The organism is Parahaliea mediterranea, from assembly GCF_003402235.1.
In the GTDB taxonomy this organism is placed as follows: domain Bacteria; phylum Pseudomonadota; class Gammaproteobacteria; order Pseudomonadales; family Halieaceae; genus Parahaliea; species Parahaliea mediterranea.
Genome location: NZ_QEWO01000004.1, coordinates 502540 through 517964, shown reverse-complemented (window position 1 = coordinate 517964; position 15425 = coordinate 502540). Strand labels below are relative to the sequence as shown.

At 66.4% G+C, this 15425-nt stretch carries 17 protein-coding genes; 10 read left to right on the top strand and 7 right to left on the bottom strand.

Annotation, left to right across the window (positions count from 1 at the left end):
* Window positions 1-79: 79 nt before the first annotated feature.
* The gene (locus DDZ17_RS14600; RefSeq protein ID WP_116367686.1) at window positions 80-1423 is read right to left on the bottom strand and encodes a UDP-glucose dehydrogenase family protein; all 1344 of its coding nucleotides are present in this window, start codon (window positions 1421-1423) and stop codon (window positions 80-82) included.
* 217 nt (window positions 1424-1640) lie between these two features.
* Between DDZ17_RS14600 and glyA the strand changes: the two genes are divergently transcribed.
* Together glyA and DDZ17_RS14590 are read left to right on the top strand one after the other, a co-directional pair.
* On the top strand, window positions 1641-2903 hold the full coding sequence (gene glyA / locus DDZ17_RS14595; RefSeq protein ID WP_116367685.1) for a serine hydroxymethyltransferase: 1263 nt from the start codon (window positions 1641-1643) through the stop codon (window positions 2901-2903).
* 60 nt (window positions 2904-2963) lie between these two features.
* Window positions 2964-3302 (top strand): P-II family nitrogen regulator, encoded by a 339-nt coding sequence (locus tag DDZ17_RS14590; protein WP_116367684.1) that lies wholly within the window; start codon window positions 2964-2966, stop codon window positions 3300-3302.
* A gap of 7 nt (window positions 3303-3309) precedes the next feature.
* Here the strand turns inward: DDZ17_RS14590 and DDZ17_RS14585 are convergent, their stop codons facing one another.
* Genes DDZ17_RS14585 through lptM form a run of 5 tightly spaced genes read right to left on the bottom strand, consistent with a single transcriptional unit; the run spans window position 3310 to window position 7097 of the window.
* Window positions 3310-4014, bottom strand: a complete 705-nt coding sequence (locus DDZ17_RS14585; protein WP_116367683.1) for an HAD family hydrolase — start codon at window positions 4012-4014, stop codon at window positions 3310-3312.
* A gap of 1 nt (window position 4015) precedes the next feature.
* Entirely contained in the window at window positions 4016-4723 is a 708-nt protein-coding gene (locus tag DDZ17_RS14580; protein ID WP_116367682.1) for a DUF484 family protein, read from the bottom strand.
* 44 nt (window positions 4724-4767) lie between these two features.
* The gene (dapF, locus tag DDZ17_RS14575) at window positions 4768-5598 is read right to left on the bottom strand and encodes a diaminopimelate epimerase (protein ID WP_116367681.1); all 831 of its coding nucleotides are present in this window, start codon (window positions 5596-5598) and stop codon (window positions 4768-4770) included.
* A 3-nt stretch (window positions 5599-5601) separates the two neighbouring features.
* Entirely contained in the window at window positions 5602-6858 is a 1257-nt protein-coding gene (gene lysA / locus DDZ17_RS14570) for a diaminopimelate decarboxylase (protein WP_116367680.1), read from the bottom strand.
* An 8-nt stretch (window positions 6859-6866) separates the two neighbouring features.
* Window positions 6867-7097, bottom strand: coding sequence for an LPS translocon maturation chaperone LptM (gene lptM / locus DDZ17_RS23040; RefSeq protein WP_157976661.1), 231 nt, complete (start codon window positions 7095-7097; stop codon window positions 6867-6869).
* A gap of 172 nt (window positions 7098-7269) precedes the next feature.
* Between lptM and DDZ17_RS14560 the strand changes: the two genes are divergently transcribed.
* The gene (locus DDZ17_RS14560) at window positions 7270-8334 is read left to right on the top strand and encodes a DUF3187 family protein (protein ID WP_116367678.1); all 1065 of its coding nucleotides are present in this window, start codon (window positions 7270-7272) and stop codon (window positions 8332-8334) included.
* A gap of 49 nt (window positions 8335-8383) precedes the next feature.
* Here the strand turns inward: DDZ17_RS14560 and argH are convergent, their stop codons facing one another.
* Window positions 8384-9796, bottom strand: a complete 1413-nt coding sequence (argH, locus tag DDZ17_RS14555; protein ID WP_116367677.1) for an argininosuccinate lyase — start codon at window positions 9794-9796, stop codon at window positions 8384-8386.
* A 116-nt stretch (window positions 9797-9912) separates the two neighbouring features.
* Between argH and DDZ17_RS14550 the strand changes: the two genes are divergently transcribed.
* From DDZ17_RS14550 to DDZ17_RS14520, 7 genes are all read left to right on the top strand, one after another.
* Window positions 9913-10989 (top strand): sensor histidine kinase, encoded by a 1077-nt coding sequence (locus DDZ17_RS14550; RefSeq protein ID WP_157976659.1) that lies wholly within the window; start codon window positions 9913-9915, stop codon window positions 10987-10989.
* A complete protein-coding gene (locus DDZ17_RS14545) occupies window positions 10986-11711 on the top strand; it encodes a LytR/AlgR family response regulator transcription factor (protein WP_116367675.1) in 726 nt (241 codons plus the stop codon). The genes DDZ17_RS14550 and DDZ17_RS14545 overlap by 4 nt, the downstream gene beginning before the upstream one ends.
* 77 nt (window positions 11712-11788) lie before the next feature.
* On the top strand, window positions 11789-12004 hold the full coding sequence (locus DDZ17_RS23035; protein ID WP_116367674.1) for an addiction module protein: 216 nt from the start codon (window positions 11789-11791) through the stop codon (window positions 12002-12004).
* A 1-nt stretch (window position 12005) separates the two neighbouring features.
* The gene (locus tag DDZ17_RS14535) at window positions 12006-12305 is read left to right on the top strand and encodes a type II toxin-antitoxin system RelE/ParE family toxin (RefSeq protein WP_116367673.1); all 300 of its coding nucleotides are present in this window, start codon (window positions 12006-12008) and stop codon (window positions 12303-12305) included.
* A 182-nt stretch (window positions 12306-12487) separates the two neighbouring features.
* Window positions 12488-13414: a hydroxymethylbilane synthase gene (hemC, locus tag DDZ17_RS14530; RefSeq protein WP_116367672.1), complete on the top strand. Its 927-nt coding sequence runs from the start codon at window positions 12488-12490 to the stop codon at window positions 13412-13414.
* A complete protein-coding gene (locus DDZ17_RS14525) occupies window positions 13404-14192 on the top strand; it encodes a uroporphyrinogen-III synthase (protein ID WP_116367671.1) in 789 nt (262 codons plus the stop codon). Before hemC ends, DDZ17_RS14525 begins: the two co-directional genes overlap by 11 nt.
* Window positions 14193-15422, top strand: a complete 1230-nt coding sequence (locus tag DDZ17_RS14520) for a uroporphyrinogen-III C-methyltransferase (protein ID WP_116367670.1) — start codon at window positions 14193-14195, stop codon at window positions 15420-15422. It abuts the gene before it with no gap.
* The last annotated feature ends 3 nt before the right edge of the window (window positions 15423-15425 follow it).

The window sequence follows — 15425 nt, the reverse complement described above, 5'->3', positions numbered from 1 at the left end:
TAATGCCCGGTGAATGAAGGGTCGAGTATCACCGGGTGCGGGGGAGGTGTAAACCTTTGTGGCGGCCCGGCGGTGCCGCTCAGGCCGCCGCGTGCAGCGAGCGCCCGCGGCCGATGCCGTAGTACTCGATGCCCAGTTCCTCCAGATAGGCCGGGTTGTAGAGGTTGCGCCCGTCGAAAATCAGCGGCTGTTTCAGCAGGGCTTTCACCTGCTCGAAGTCGGGCGACCAGAAGGCCTTCCACTCGGTGCAGATCACCAGGGCGTCGGCGCCCTCCAGGGCCTGTTCCTTGTGCTCGGTGATGCTCAGGTCGTCGCGCTCGCCGTACAGCGCCCGACAGGCGTCCCCCGCCCGGGGGTCGAAGGCCTGCACCCGGCCGCCGCAGGACCAGATGCCTTCCAGTACATAGCGGCTGGGGGCCTCGCGCATGTCGTCGGTGTTGGGCTTGAAGGACAGGCCCCACACGGCGATGGTCTTGCCGGTCAAATCAAAGCCCAGGCGCGCCATGACCCGCTCGGCCAGCTTGTTCTTCTGGCGCTGGTTGGTGTCGTGCACGGCGGTGAGGATTTCCGCCCGGTGGCCGTGCTGGCCGGCCAGGTATTTTAGGGCGCGCACGTCCTTGGGGAAGCAGGAGCCGCCGTAGCCGCAGCCGGGGTAGATGAACTGGTAGCCAATGCGGGGGTCGGCGCCAATGCCGCGGCGAACATCCTCGATATCCGCCCCCACCGCCTCGGCGATATTGGCCATTTCGTTCATGAAGCTGATTTTGGTGGCCAGCAGGGCGTTGGAGGCGTACTTGGTCATCTCCGCGCTGGGCGGGTCCATGGCCATGATCTTCTCGCGGTTGCGGTTGAAGGCCTGGTACATGCGGCGCAGTTCTTCCAGCACCTTGGGCGAGCGGGTGCCAATCACGATGCGGTCCGGGCTCTGGCAGTCGGCCACGGCGGAGCCCTCCTTGAGGAATTCCGGGTTGGAGGCAACCTCCACCGCAATGTCGCGGCCCTGGTCGTGCAGGGCCTGCTTGATGTGGGCCAGCACCGCGTCGGTGGTGCCCACCGGCACCGTGGACTTGGTGATCACCACTTTGCGGCTGGCCATGTAGCGGGCAATGGCCGAGGCCACGTCCATCACCTGGCTCATATCGGCGGCGCCCTCGGAGGTGGGCGGGGTGCCCACGCAGATGAACAGGTAGTCGCCGGCCTGCACCGCCGCCTTGGTGTCGGTGGTGAAAGACAGCAGGCCGCTGTCCAGGCCGGAGCGGATCAGGCTGGACAGGCCCGGCTCGAAGAAGGGCACATCGGCCTCGCGCAGGCGGTCGACCCGCGCGGCGTCGATATCCATGCAGACCACGCGGTGGCCCACGTCGGCGAAAATGGCGGCCTGTACCAGGCCCACGTAGCCACTGCCAAAAATGGTGATGTTCATTGCGGTTGTCGGTTTCCCTGCTGATTCGTTGCCATCGGAGGCTACTATATGTCCAAAAAGTGACAGAAATAATACAGGGCGCCTCTGGCCTATTAATCAGGCCAATCTATCAGGCTTATCGGCCGCGGCGTTTTTCAGTAGAATGTGCGCCTTTCCAAACCGGGCCCCCTGCCGCGAACCTCGCCAAGCTGGGCCCTCACCGCGCCGGGGGATACCGATGTTTGACCGCAGCCAGACCATCCAGGGTTTTGACGACGAAATTTTTGCCGCAATTGGCGATGAGGAGCGCCGTCAGGAAGAGCACATCGAGCTCATCGCCTCCGAGAACTACACCAGCCCCCGGGTCATGCAGGCCCAGGGCACCGTGCTGACCAACAAGTACGCCGAAGGCTACCCCGGCAAACGCTACTACGGCGGCTGCGAGTACGTGGACGAGGCCGAGCGCCTGGCCATTGAGCGGGTGTGCAAGCTGTTCGGCGCCGACTACGCCAACGTGCAGCCTCACTCCGGCTCCCAGGCCAACTCGGCGGTCTACCAGGCCCTGTGCGCCCCCGGCGACACCGTGCTCGGCATGAGCCTGGCCGATGGCGGCCACCTGACCCACGGCGCCAAGCCCAACTTCTCCGGCAAGATGTACAACGCGGTGCAGTACGGCCTGAACCCCGAGACCGGCGAAGTGGACTACGACCAGGTGGAAGCCCTGGCCCTGGAGCACAAGCCGAAGATGATCGTGGCCGGCTTCTCCGCCTATTCCCGGGTGATGGACTGGGCGCGTTTCCGCGCGATTGCCGACAAGGTGGGCGCCTACCTGATGGTGGACATGGCCCACGTGGCCGGCCTGATTGCCGCCGGCGTGTATCCCAACCCGGTGCCCCACGCCCACGTGGTGACCTCCACCACCCACAAAACCCTGCGCGGGCCGCGCGGCGGCATCATCCTGGCCAAGGCCAACGAAGAGTTGGAGAAGAAGTTCCAGAGCGCCGTGTTCCCCGGCGGCCAGGGTGGCCCGCTGATGCACGTGATTGCCGCCAAGGCCGTCAGCTTCAAAGAGGCCGCCAGCCCCGAGTTTGTCAACTACCAGAAGCAGGTGGTTGCCAACGCCCGGGCCATGGCCGCCACCTTCATCGAGCGCGGTATCGACATTGTCTCCGGCGGCACCGACAACCACCTGATGCTGGTGAACCTGATCGGCAAGTCCTACACCGGCAAAGACGCCGACGAAGCCCTGGGCAAGGCCAACATCACCGTCAACAAAAACGCCGTGCCCAACGACCCCCGCTCGCCCTTCATTACCTCTGGCCTGCGCGTGGGCACCCCCGCCATCACCACCCGCGGCTTCGGCGAAGCCGAAACGGTGGAGCTGACCGGCTGGATGTGCGACGTGCTCGAAGCCCTGGAAAACGGCAATGCCGATGCGGTGATCGAGGACGTGAAGGGCAAGGTGCTGGATATCTGTGCGCGCTTCCCGGTGTACCGCTAATTGCCATTTACGCGCCACCACCCATAATAGGATGTTCAACCACACCGGAGGCTGTCAGGCATGAAACTGGTTACCGCAATTATCAAGCCCTTCAAGATGGACGATGTGCGCTCGGCGCTGTCGGACATTGGGGTCCAGGGCATCACGGTGACCGAGGTCAAGGGCTTCGGCCGCCAGCGCGGGCACACCGAACTCTACCGCGGCGCTGAATACGTGGTGGACTTTCTGCCCAAGCTGAAGCTGGAAATCGCCGTGGGCGAGAGCCAGGTTGAGGCGACCATCGAGGCCATCATCAACTCGGCCAACACCGGCAAGATTGGCGACGGTAAGATTTTTGTCTCCGACCTGGAGCAGGTGATTCGCATCCGCACCGGCGAAACCGGCGAGGACGCCATCTAGTTAAGTCTCAACCGGCGGCCAGGCTCTCCAGCGCCGCCGGCAGCTCCCGCAGATTGGCGATTTTCCGGTCTGCGGGCTCCCCGCCGGGCCATTCGATGCCCGCCTGATTCATCCACACTGTATGAAACCCCACGCTCTTGGCGCCGGCAATGTCGTGCTCAGGGTTGTCGCCCACGTGGGCGACGTTGCCGGGCTTGGCGCCGGTCAGATCGAGGGCGGCGTGGAACATGTCCGGCGCCGGCTTGCTGGCGCCCACGTCCTCGGCCAGAAAGGCAAAGTCGAAGTACTCGGCGGCGTCGGTTTTGTAGATATCGGCGTTGCCGTTGGTGAGGGCGCCGAGCTTGTAGCGCCCGGCCAGCTGTTGCAGCACTTCCAGGGCTTCTGCGTACAGGTCCACCCGCTGCCGCTCAATGAGAAATTCGGCAAAGGCACCCTTTGCCCCGCTCTCGGCCTCGGCCTCGCTGTAGCCGGCCAGCCGCTGCAATTCCTTTAAGGTCTGCAGGCGAAAGTGGCTGACATGGTGGGCCAGCTCCGGGTGGCGGCGGAACACGTCTTTCTTGAATTCCCACAGGCTGGCGTGGTCGTGGTGCTCAATGGTGCCCGGGCGGTGCTGCAGCAGCCAGGCGCGCTGGGCCTCTTCGGCGCGCTTCAAGGCCGGCTCCACATCCCACAGGGTGTTGTCCAGGTCGAAGGTGACGACCTCGATGGCCATGTCAGCCCCGCGCGTTGCCGGGCGGGCGCGCCAGCAGGCGCACCAGCACATCGGCAATGTGTTGCAGGAACAGGGTGCCCATGCCGTTGTAATAGCGGTTGGCGTCGGTGCTGCCCACGGCAATCAGGCCCACCCGGTTGTCGCCCTTCAGCGGCATGACTGCGGCCGAGCCGATGTTGCCGCCATTGGCAAAGATGAACTCGAACTCCTCCTTGCGCAGGGCGCCGCACAGGGGCTTGCGACCTTTGAGCAGGCCGCCGATCTCCAGCTTCACCTTCTCGCTGGTTTCAAAGCGCAGGTTGCCGCGCGACTCCGCCGGCTCGCCAAACAGGATGATGCTGGCAAACTCGATGTCGAAGTCTTCGCGCATGCTGTGAATAAAGGCATCGCACAGTCCGGCCTGGTCGGCGGCATCCAGCAGGCGCAGCACCAGGGCGCGGGTGCGCTCGTAGAGCTTGTCGTTGTCGCGGGCGTTGACCGTGAGGGCGTTCAGGCGGTGGCGCATTTCCATGTTGCGCTCGCGCAGCACGCTTACCTGCTTTTCCACCAGCGACACCGCGCTGCCGGAGGCGTGGCTGACGTGCAGGTGGTCGAGCAAATCCGGGTGGCGCTGCAGAAAATCGCTATGGGTTTTCAGGTACTCGCGTACCTGTTCGTCATCCAGCGCGGTTGCGTCGCTCATGGCGACGGCATCGTGGGTGGCGGACATGGCCTGTTCTCCCCTGGTCTCCCTGTGGCCGGGTGTGACCGGCTTCAGAGTTTTATTGTGCCTTCAAATACCACTGCAGTGGGACCGGTCATCATGACGTTGTGGCCTTCGCCCCGCCACGTTATGGAGAGCTTACCCCCCGGCAGGTGAACTGTCACGGTTTCGCCCAGCCAGCCGCGGCTGCGCCCGTAGGCCACGGCGGCGCAGGCGCCGGTGCCGCAGGCCAGGGTTTCGCCAACGCCGCGCTCGAACACGCGCAGGCGAATCTCCGCTTCGTTCACCACCTGCATAAAGCCGGCGTTCACCCGCTGGGGAAAGTCCGGGTGGTGTTCCACCTGTGGCCCCAGGCCCAGTACGTCGGCGCTGTCGACGTTGTCCACCCGCAGGATGGCGTGGGGGTTGCCCATCGACAGCGCCCCCACTTCCAGGCGCTGTTCGCCCAGGGCCAGTGAGTAGGAGGCGGCGCGCTGGTCGGCGCGCAGCGGAATGTCCTGCGGCTCGAAACGCGGCGGACCCATGTCCACTTCCACCTGTTCGCGGTCGCGCACGTTCAGCACCAGCACGCCACCGGCGGTTTCCACCGAAATGCGTTTTTTGGCGGTGAGCTTGTGCTCGCGCACAAAGCGGGCGAAACAGCGCGCGCCGTTGCCGCACTGTTCCACCTCGCCGCCGTCGGCGTTGTAAATGCGGTAGCGAAAGTCCACATCCGGCTGGCGCGGCGGCTCCACCACCAGCACCTGGTCGCAGCCGATGCCAAAGCGGCGGTCGGCCAGCTTGCGGATGTCCTTGGGGCGCAGCTTGCAGCGCTGGCTGACCAGGTCGATGACCACAAAGTCATTGCCGGCGCCGTGCATCTTGGTAAAGCGCAGGATCATGGCTCAGCCGTTGCCGGGCAGGCGCTGTTCGCCGCGCAGCAGGTCGTCCAGGGTTTCCCGGCGGCGCGCCAGGTGCAGCTGATCGCCGTCTACGATCACTTCCGCGGCCCGGGGGCGGGTGTTGTAGTTGGAGCTCATGGTGAAGCCGTAGGCACCGGCGCCAAACACTGCCAGCACATCGCCATCGGCAATGGCCAGTTCGCGATCCTTGCCCAGGAAGTCGGCGGTTTCGCACACCGGCCCGACAATATCCCACACCTTCGGCGCCCGGCCCGGTGTTGCCTGCACCGGCTGAATGTCCAGCCAGGCCTGGTACAGGGCGGGGCGGATCATGTCGTTCATGGCCGCGTCCACCAGGGCGAAATTGTGCGCCGGGGTGGGCTTGGTGTATTCCACCGTGGTCAGCAGCAAGCCGGCATTGGCGGCGATGGAGCGGCCGGGTTCCAGCACCAGCTGCAGCGGGCGGTCACCCAGTTCGGCGCGAATGGCGCCGATATAGCTGGCGATGGACGGCGGCGCTTCGTCGCGATAGCGCACGCCCAGGCCACCACCCAGATCCAGGTGCGCGATGGCAATGCCTTCTGCGGCCAATTGGTCCACCAGGGTCAGCAGGCGCTTGAGGGCATCAATAAAGGGGCTCAGCTCGGTGAGCTGGGAGCCGATGTGGCAGTCCAGGCCGCGCACCGCCACGTGGGGCAGCTCGGCGGCGCGGCGGTAGACCCGCAGGGCCTCCTCCATTGTTACGCCGAACTTGTTCTCCTTCAGGCCGGTGGAAATGTAGGGGTGGGTGCGGGCGTCCACGTCGGGGTTCACGCGCACCGAGACCGGGGCCACCGTGCCCAGCTCGCCGGCCACCCGGTTCAGCACTTCCAGTTCCGCGGCGGATTCCAGGTTAAAGCAGTGAATGCCGAGCTCCAGCGCGCGGGCCATTTCCGCGGCGGTTTTGCCAACGCCTGAGAACACCGTTTTGGCCGGGTCGCCACCGGCGGCCACGACCCGCTCCAGCTCGCCCACCGACACAATGTCAAAGCCGGCGCCGCGGCGGGCGAGAATGTCCAGCACCGCCAGGCTGGAGTTGGCCTTCACCGCGTAGCAGATCAGGTGGGGGACATCCGCCAGCGCCGCCTGGTAGGCCGCCAGGGACTGCTCCAGCGCAGCGCGGGAGTACACGTAGCAGGGGGTGCCGAACTGCTGGGCAATGGCGCTGGCGGCAACGCCCTCGGCGAACAGTTCGCCCTGTTGATAATGAAAATGGGTCATGTGCGTCTTCAGTTTTCGGGAGTCGGGCCGGTGCCGGTGCCGGCATCAGTGGCGGCATCTGGGCTGGCATCGGGGGTGGTATCAGGAGTGGTTGCTGTTGGACCCTGGCCGGCATCCGCAGCCCCGGCCTGTGCGCCTGGCGGTGGCTGGTCGGGCATGTACAGGGGGCCGGTCTGGCCGCAGGACTGGATCAGTGCGCTGGCGGCCAGCAACAGGGCTGGGGCAAAGGGCTGGCGCATGGCGTCCGCTCCGGTGTCAAAACGGCCGATTATAGCCATTGCCCGAAACGGGTGCGAGCAGCCCGAGGCAAACCTCTGACAAACCTCTGGCAAAGTGCGCCCTGTCATCTGCCTGGCGGGGTCGGCCTGCTACTATGCTCGGCATCTCTGGGGAAACGAAGGTGAATATTGCATGGCCCGACCCTGTTGCGCCGCGGCCGCGGGCACCCTTTTGGCGGCCTGTTTTGCCGGCACTTGCTTTGCCGCTAAGGCTGCCACTACCGCTGCCACATCAGCTGCCACTTTTTCCGCTACGCCCCCGAAGGGGGTGTCGTTAGTCGGTGAAGAGCCGCTCTACGTCAAGAACCTGAGCCCGGTGGCGGGCCTTGCGGGCCTGCCCAGCCAGCGCAGCGCCGCGGTGGGCGAGGCCGGCAGCTGGCAGTTTGCCCTGCACGGCAGCCTTGCCAGCCACTACGTGCGCGACCGCGCCAGCGCAGAGGCGCTCAATCTTGACGGTGAAACCCAGCGCCTGGCGCTGGAGCTGCGCTACGCCTTCGCCCCGGACTGGGAGTTGCAACTGGAGCTGCCCTGGCTGCGCCAGGATGGCGGCTTCCTGGACAGCGCCATTGACGGCTGGCACGACTTCTGGGGCATGCCCGATGGCGGGCGCGGCGAGGCCCCGGGCGATGTGCTCGATTACCGCTACGCCGACCCGGCCCTGCGCTTTGCCCTGCGCGACGACAGCAGCGGCCTGGGGGATGCCACCCTGGCCCTGCAGCACGCGGTTTACCACAGCCAGGGGGCCACCGTGTCGCTGGCGGCGGGCTACAAATTCGGCAGTGGCGACGCCGGGGATTTTACCGGCAGTGGCGAGGGCGATGTGTACGCCGCCCTGCGCGCCAGCGGCGCGGGTCTGGCCGGCCTGCCTTTGGACTGGCACGCCCAGGCCGGCTACCTGCGGGCGGGGGAGGTGGCCATGCTGGGGCCGCGGCAGGAGCGCGACCTGTGGTTTGCCGGCACTGCCCTGAGCTGGCGCTTTGCCGGGCACTGGCGCCTGCTGGGCCAGCTGGATGCCCACGCCGCGCCGCTGGACAGCGATATCGACGCCCTTGGCAGCACTGCCATGCTGTTGAGCGCCGGCCTGCGCTGGCAGCCGGACCCGACCTGGGCCCTGGATGTCACGGTGATTGAGGATATCGCGGTGGAAACCGCACCGGACGTGGTGTTCCAGTTGGATCTGCGCTACCGGCCCCGCTAGGCCGGGCGCTGGCCGCTGTTGTAGCCAGTGGTGTGGCAGCGGCGGCAGGTCAGGCGTTTGCTGCTGCCCTGGCCTCGACCCGCGCCCGGGCGCGCTCGGCGGCGGCGCTGACCTGGGCCGGGGCGGTGCCGCCCAGATGATCCCGGGCCGCCAGTGAGCCCTCCAGGGTCAGCACGTCGAATACGTCTTCGCTGATATCGCTGCTAAAGCCCCGCAGGGTATCCAGTGACATCTCGGCCAGGTCCAGCCCGCTGGCCACGCCGTGGGCCACGGCCTTGCCCACCACCTCGTGGGCATCGCGAAAGGGCAGGCCCTTGCGCACCAGGTAGTCCGCCAGGTCGGTGGCGGTGGAAAACCCGCGGCGGGCGGCCTCACGCATCGCCTCGGCGCGCGGGCGGATAGCCGGCACCATGTCGGCAAAGGCGCGCAGGCAATCCAGCACCGTGTCCACTGTGTCGAACAGGGGCTCCTTGTCTTCCTGGTTGTCCTTGTTGTAGGCCAGCGGCTGGCTTTTCATCAGGGTCAGCAGGGAGATCAGGTGGCCGTTCACGCGGCCGGTCTTGCCGCGCACCAGCTCCGGCACGTCGGGGTTCTTCTTCTGCGGCATGATGGACGATCCCGTGCAGAAGCGATCCGGCAGCTCGATAAAGTTGAACTGGGCCGAGGTCCACAGCACCAGCTCCTCGCTCATGCGCGACAGGTGGGTCAGCAGCAGGGCGGCAAAGCTGCAGAATTCAATGGCGAAGTCGCGGTCGGACACGGAGTCCAGTGAGTTCTCGGTGGGCTTGTCAAAACCCAGGGCGGCGGCGGTCAGCTCGCGGCGGATGGGATAGGTGGTGCCGGCCAGGGCGGCGGCCCCCAGCGGCGACTGGTTCAGCCGCGCGCGGCAGTCCTGCAGGCGGCCGTAGTCGCGCTCCAGCATCTCGTTCCAGGCCAGCAGATGGTGGCCAAAGGCCACCGGCTGGGCGGTCTGCAAATGGGTGAAGCCGGGCATCACCGTGTGTGCGTGCTGGGCCGCAAGGCCAATGGTGCCCAGCTGCAGGCGCGACAGCTCCGCGCTGATGGCGTCGATGGCCTTGCGCAGGTACAGGCGGATATCGGTGGCCACCTGGTCGTTGCGCGAGCGCCCGGTGTGCAGCTTCTTGCCGGTGATGCCAATCAGCTGGGTCAGGCGCGACTCGATGTTCATGTGCACATCTTCCAGCTCCACAGACCAGGCAAAGTTGCCCTCGGCAATTTCCTTGCGAATCTGGCCGAGGCCGTCCTGAATCTGGGTCAGCTCATCGCGGCTCAGCACGCCCACCTCGCACAGCATGGCGGCGTGGGCCAGGGAGCCCTCGATATCCTCTTCGGCCATGCGCTGGTCGAAGGTGACCGAGGCGGTAAAGCGCTGTACAAAGCTGTCGGTGGCTTCCGTGAAGCGGCCGCCCCACAGTTTGCTGGTGTCCTGATCCTTGCTCATGCTGCCCTTGAATCCTGCGTGGTTGGCTGTGGCGCGCCGCGGCGCGGTGTGATCGCACTTGTCCGTGCGAAAGCGGGATGCAAGTATACCAGCTAATAATCAGGGGGAGCGCAAGCATGCAGCCTGGCACGGCGGGGCGAGCACGGCAGGGGAGTGACGGCGGGGGCAGTCCGGGGGAGTTCTTCATCCCCGACCTGTGCGGCGCGCGGCAGGTGTTTGTCATCGTGCTGCTGGCCCAGCTGCTGGTGCTGGTGTACACGCTGGTGGAGGCGGGCCTGCCGCAGTTTGACTGGAACCTGCTGGGCACCGCCTCCCTGTTTGTGCAGTGGGTGGTGCTGCTCAGCACCGCCCTGCTGTGCCTGCTGCGCGGGCCCTTCTCCCGGTTTGGCATTGTCACCGCCACCCTGTGCAGCCTGCTGCTGGTGCTGCTGGTGACGGCCTTCAGCACACTGGCCAGCACCTGGGTTTACCCCCTGTCGCAACCCGGCCGGGTGGACGGCTGGACCCTGCTGCGCAACCTGCTGGTGGCGCTGGTGGTTGCCGGTGTGGCCTTGCGCTACTTCTTCTTGCAGCAGCAGCTGCGGCTGCGCGAGCGGTCGGAGCTGCAGGCCCGGGTCGACGCCCTGCGCGCCCGCATTCGCCCCCACTTCCTGTTCAACACCCTCAACAGCATTGCCAGCCTGATCGAAACCCGCCCCGAGGCCGCCGAGCGGGCGGTGGAAGATTTGGCCGAGCTGTTTCGCACCAGCCTGCGGGACGCCAGCGACCTCCTCACCGTGGCCGACGAAATCCGCCTGTGCGAGATTTACCTCGGTATTGAACAGCTGCGCCTGGGCGAACGCCTGCAGGTGGCCTGGCAGGTAGACGATGAGGCCCGCGCACTGCCCATGCCCAGCCTGGTGCTACAGCCGCTGGTGGAAAACGCCGTGTATCACGGCATTGCCCGCCTGCCCGAAGGCGGCCGCATTGACGTGGCCATCGCTTGCCACAAGGGCGAACTGCAGGCCCGGGTGTGCAACCCCGTACCACCGGAGGAGGCCGGCGGCGGCCTGCGTATTGCCCTCGACAACATCAGCCAGCGCCTGCGCAGCCAGTACGGCGAGGCGGCGGGGCTCGCCTGGCAGCGCGAGGCGGGGGCCTTCCACGTGCAATTGCACTACCCCTGCCGCGCCGCGGCGGAGGCGGGCGCATGAAAGTGCTGATCGTGGACGACGAGCCGCTGGCCAGGGAGCGCCTGCAGCGCCTGCTGCAGCGCGTGCGGCCGCAGGCCGAGTGCCGCAGTGCCGACAGCGCCGAGGCAGCCCAGGCCGTGCTGCAAACCTTCGACGCCGAGCTGTTGCTACTGGATGTGCGCATGCCGGGGCGCGGCGGGCTGGCGCTGGCGGCAGAGCTGGCCGAGCAGCAGCACCCGCCCGCCGTCATTTTTTGCACCGCCTACGACGAATACGCCCTGGACGCCCTGCGCCACCAGGCCGTGGCCTACCTGCTAAAGCCCGTGCGCGAGGCGGAGCTGGAGCGGGCGCTCGACCAGGCCGGGCGCATCAACCGCGCCCAGGTGGCAGCCCTCCGGGACGATGCCAATGCCGGGCGCAGCCAGGTCAGCAGCCAGGGCCACCGCGGCCTGGAAACCCTGCCCGTGGCGGATATCCGCTGCTTTCTCGCCGAGCAGAAATACGTCACCGCCTACGCCCCCCAGCGCGAACTGCTGCTACCGGATGCCCTGAAAGACCTGGAGCAGGAATTCGGCGAGCGCTTCCTGCGCGTACACCGCAACGCCCTCGTCGCCCTGCCCTACGTGCGCCGCCTCGCCCGCGACAGCGATGGCTGGTGCGTGGAGCTCGACGGCATCGACCAGCGCCCGGCCGTCAGCCGCCGGCATTTGGCGGCCGTTAAAGAGCGCCTGCTGAAGCGGTAGGCGGGGGGCGTTGTGTTTACTCGGGTAGTGCGCAGCGCTACCCTAGCGTGCGAGTCTCAACGGACGAAGTTGGGGATATGTTAGACGCCACAACAAATAGTGTTTTAGATCAAGCGCTTGAGCTCCCTGCTCGGGAGCGGGCGGTGGTCGCTGAGCAGATACTCCTGAGCCTGGACAAGCCGGACGCGGAACTGGATGCCGTTTGGGCTTCAGAAGCCGAATCCAGATTGTCGGCGTACAAAAGCGGTCGAGAGCCCGCCATATCCCTGGCGGATATCTTCAAGACGTCTTGAAGTGGAAGTAAAACTTCTCAAGCTCGCGCAAGTCGAGTTTGACGAGGCGGTGACCCACTACGAATTGGAGCAGACCGGTCTTGGAGACAGGTTTCGCAGTGAGATGCTCCGTGCTATTTCACGTATTCGCCAATTCCCGGTTGCATACCAACTCTTCAGCCCGGGAACACGACGCTGTCTGATTGCCAAATTCCCGCACGGAATTATCTATCATTACGATCCGCAGCAAGCTGAAATTGTAATTGTGGCGATTGCTCATCTTCATCGCCGCCCTGACTACTGGGTGTCCCGAAAGTCGTAAACAGGTGAGATAGTGCAGTTTACGGCGAACGCCGCTGGCCTGGATAATCGCAGCGGTGATTGCAACCCTGCGAAGAACACGTTGCGAACGTTGTCTGTAGCAGTATGGCGCCGCTCCCCCGCCCATTCGCTGAAGGCCTGGGCGACTGTTATCATGCGGGCTTTGTAACGGGAACACCTGACATGCAACGCCGCCTGACCATTGCCACCCGAGAATCCCTGCTGGCCCTGTGGCAGGCGGAGTACGTGCGCGATGCCCTGCAGTGCGCGCACCCGGGGTTGGCGGTGGAGCTGCTGGGCATGACGTCGCGCGGCGATCAGTTGCTGGATGTGCCGCTGTCGAAGGTGGGCGGCAAGGGTCTGTTCGTCAAGGAACTGGAAACGGCCCTGCTGGATGGCTCCGCCGACATTGCCGTGCACTCCATGAAGGATGTGCCGATGACCTTTCCCGAAGGCCTGATGCTGGGTGTGATCTGCGAGCGGGAAGACCCTTCCGACGCCTTTGTCAGCAATCATTTCGACACGCTGGACAGCCTGCCGGCAGGCGCTGTGGTGGGCACCTCCAGCCTGCGCCGGGAGTGCCAGCTGCGTCAGCAGCGGCCGGATTTGCAGGTGAAGTTCCTGCGCGGCAACGTGCAAACCCGCCTGCGCAAGCTGGATGCGGGCGAGTACGACGCGATCATTCTGGCCACCGCCGGCCTGCTGCGGCTGGAACTGGGCGAGCGCATTCGCCAGCGCATACCACACGGCCTGTCACTGCCCGCGGGCGGCCAGGGCGCAGTGGGTATTGAGCTGCGCAGCGCCGACAGCGACACCCTGGCCCTGCTGCGGCCGCTGCATCACGAACCGACTGCCCTGTGCGTCAGCGCCGAGCGGGCGCTCAACCGCCGCCTGGAAGGGGGCTGCCAGGTGCCCATTGCCTGCTATGCCGAACTGGAGGGCGATACCCTGTGGCTGCGCGGGCGGGTGGGGCGCCCGGATGGCTCCCTGTTGCTGCGCGCAGAAGCGCGGGCGCCCGCCGCCCAGGCCGAGGCGCTTGGCATTGCCGTGGCGGAAGATCTGCTGAGCCAGGGCGCCGGGGACATTCTGGCGGAGGTCTATGGCCGCTAGCGGTATGGCTGCCCGGGCGGTGCTGGTCACCCGCCCCGAAGGGCAGGCGCAGGCCCTGTGCAACGCGCTGCGCCAGCGCGGCCTGCGCGTGTATCACCAGCCACTCATCGACTTGCAGGGCCTGCCCGAACTGGCGCCCGCGGCGCGCCAGTGCGTGCTTGATCTCGACCTGTACCAGCATGTGATTTTCATCAGCGGCAATGCCGTGCGCTTTGCCCTGCCCTGGCTGGAGGACTACTGGCCCCAGTGGCCGGTGGGGGTGAACTGGTACGCCGTGGGCGCGGGCACGGCGCGGGCCCTGGCGGGCTTTGGCATCCACGCGCAACTGCCCGGGGACGAGATGAACAGCGAGGGCCTGCTGCGCCTGGCCGCGCTGCGCGAGCTTGGCGGTCAGCGCGCCCTGATCGTCAAGGGCGAGGGCGGGCGCGAGCTGTTGCGTGATGAATTGCAGCGCCGCGGCGCCAGGGTCGACCAGCTGGCCTGTTACCGGCGATTGCCCATCACCCTGCCCGCGGGGGCCATGGCCGGGCGCCTGGCACAATGGCGGCCGGATGTGCTGCTGATCAGCAGCGGCGAGGGCCTGGCCAATCTGCTTGGCCTGCTGAGTGCGGAAGAATCCGCCAAGTTGTGGCAGACTACTTTCATCGTGCCCTCCCAACGGGTGGCGCAACAGGCCCGTGCCGCGGGGCTGGAGCAAGTACGGGTGGCAGCCAACGCCTCCGACCCTGCCATGCTCGAAGCCCTGGATGTGTGGCGGCAAGAGACTGGAGAAATGTGAGTGAGCGACAAGGACAACGATAAAACAGCGCCGGAATCTCCACCCGAGCCAGCGCAGGCGCCAATAAAAGAGCAAGCACCGGCGCCGACACCGGAATCCGCCGCAAGCGACCAGTTCGAGCAGGCCCTGCAGAGCGCCCCGAACAGGGGCTTTCCGCTGCTGGCCACCTTTGTATTGCTGCTGGTACTGGCGCTGGCCGGCGCCTGCGCCTGGGTGGTGCTGGAGGCCCAGCGCCGCGAATCGGCCCTGGTGGATCGCCTGGCGCTGCTGGAATCCGTCACCGAGCGGGAGGTCATGGACGCCGGCGAACAGCAGGCCCAGATCCGCCAGTTTAACGACAACCTCAAGGGCCAGCTGCAGGGCGAGCTGCGCGGCCAGCTGGCCACGCTAGAGCCCCAACTGGCACGGCAGGCCGACAGCCTGCGCGACCTGTCGCAGCAACTGGCGGCCATTACCGACCGGGTGGAAAGCCAGGGCGAGGAACTGGCCCGCTACAACGCCACCGACCGTGAGGGCTGGCTGCTGGCGGAAGCGGAATACCTGCTGCGCCTGGCCAACCAGCGCCTGATCATGACCGGCGACACCGAATCGGCCCGCGCCCTGCTGCGCAGCGCCGACAGCATCCTGCGCCAGCTGGACGATACCCGCCTGCACGCGACCAGGGCCGCCATTGCTTCGGAACTGGCCGTCCTGCGCGCGGTGCCGGTGCTGGATACCGAGGGTTTGTACCTGCGCCTGTCCGCACTGGCCGAGCAGGCTGCGGGCCTTGCCATCTTCGAGCTGCCAGAGGCGGAGCAGCGCCTGCAGGAGGCGCCCGCCGACAGTTGGCGCGAGCGCCTGCGCCAGGGTTATCAGGCTGCGCTGCAGAAGCTGTCTGACTACATCATCATTCGCCGCCGCGATGTGCCCATGCAGGCCCTGATGGACCCGCAGTGGGAGGGCCTGGTGCGGCAGAACCTGCGCATGCTAATCGAGCAGGCCCAGGTGGCCCTGCTGTCCGGCAACGCGCGCCTGTACCGGGAGAGCCTGTTGCGGGCCCGCCACTGGGTGGAGCAGTTTGCCGAATCCGACGCTGAGGCCTCCCGCGCCCTGAATGCCGAGCTGCAGCAACTGGCCGACGAAACCGTGACTGTGGACCTGCCCGACATCGGCGCCTCGCTGCGCGCGCTGGAGCAGGCCATTGAACAGCGCAAGGCAGACGCCGACAGCGCCGCCGTGGCGGGGCAATAGGCT

Bases quoted from the DNA above. Each gene is read 5' to 3' on its own strand.
- DDZ17_RS14600 (WP_116367686.1), bottom strand. From the start codon at position 1,423: ATGAACATCACCATTTTTGGCAGTGGCTACGTGGGCCTGGTACAGGCC.
- glyA (WP_116367685.1), top strand. From the start codon at position 1,641: ATGTTTGACCGCAGCCAGACCATCCAGGGTTTTGACGACGAAATTTTT.
- DDZ17_RS14590 (WP_116367684.1), top strand. From the start codon at position 2,964: ATGAAACTGGTTACCGCAATTATCAAGCCCTTCAAGATGGACGATGTG.
- DDZ17_RS14585 (WP_116367683.1), bottom strand. From the start codon at position 4,014: ATGGCCATCGAGGTCGTCACCTTCGACCTGGACAACACCCTGTGGGAT.
- DDZ17_RS14580 (WP_116367682.1), bottom strand. From the start codon at position 4,723: ATGTCCGCCACCCACGATGCCGTCGCCATGAGCGACGCAACCGCGCTG.
- dapF (WP_116367681.1), bottom strand. From the start codon at position 5,598: ATGATCCTGCGCTTTACCAAGATGCACGGCGCCGGCAATGACTTTGTG.
- lysA (WP_116367680.1), bottom strand. From the start codon at position 6,858: ATGACCCATTTTCATTATCAACAGGGCGAACTGTTCGCCGAGGGCGTT.
- lptM (WP_157976661.1), bottom strand. From the start codon at position 7,097: ATGCGCCAGCCCTTTGCCCCAGCCCTGTTGCTGGCCGCCAGCGCACTG.
- DDZ17_RS14560 (WP_116367678.1), top strand. From the start codon at position 7,270: ATGGCCCGACCCTGTTGCGCCGCGGCCGCGGGCACCCTTTTGGCGGCC.
- argH (WP_116367677.1), bottom strand. From the start codon at position 9,796: ATGAGCAAGGATCAGGACACCAGCAAACTGTGGGGCGGCCGCTTCACG.
- DDZ17_RS14550 (WP_157976659.1), top strand. From the start codon at position 9,913: ATGCAGCCTGGCACGGCGGGGCGAGCACGGCAGGGGAGTGACGGCGGG.
- DDZ17_RS14545 (WP_116367675.1), top strand. From the start codon at position 10,986: ATGAAAGTGCTGATCGTGGACGACGAGCCGCTGGCCAGGGAGCGCCTG.
- DDZ17_RS23035 (WP_116367674.1), top strand. From the start codon at position 11,789: ATGTTAGACGCCACAACAAATAGTGTTTTAGATCAAGCGCTTGAGCTC.
- hemC (WP_116367672.1), top strand. From the start codon at position 12,488: ATGCAACGCCGCCTGACCATTGCCACCCGAGAATCCCTGCTGGCCCTG.
- DDZ17_RS14525 (WP_116367671.1), top strand. From the start codon at position 13,404: ATGGCCGCTAGCGGTATGGCTGCCCGGGCGGTGCTGGTCACCCGCCCC.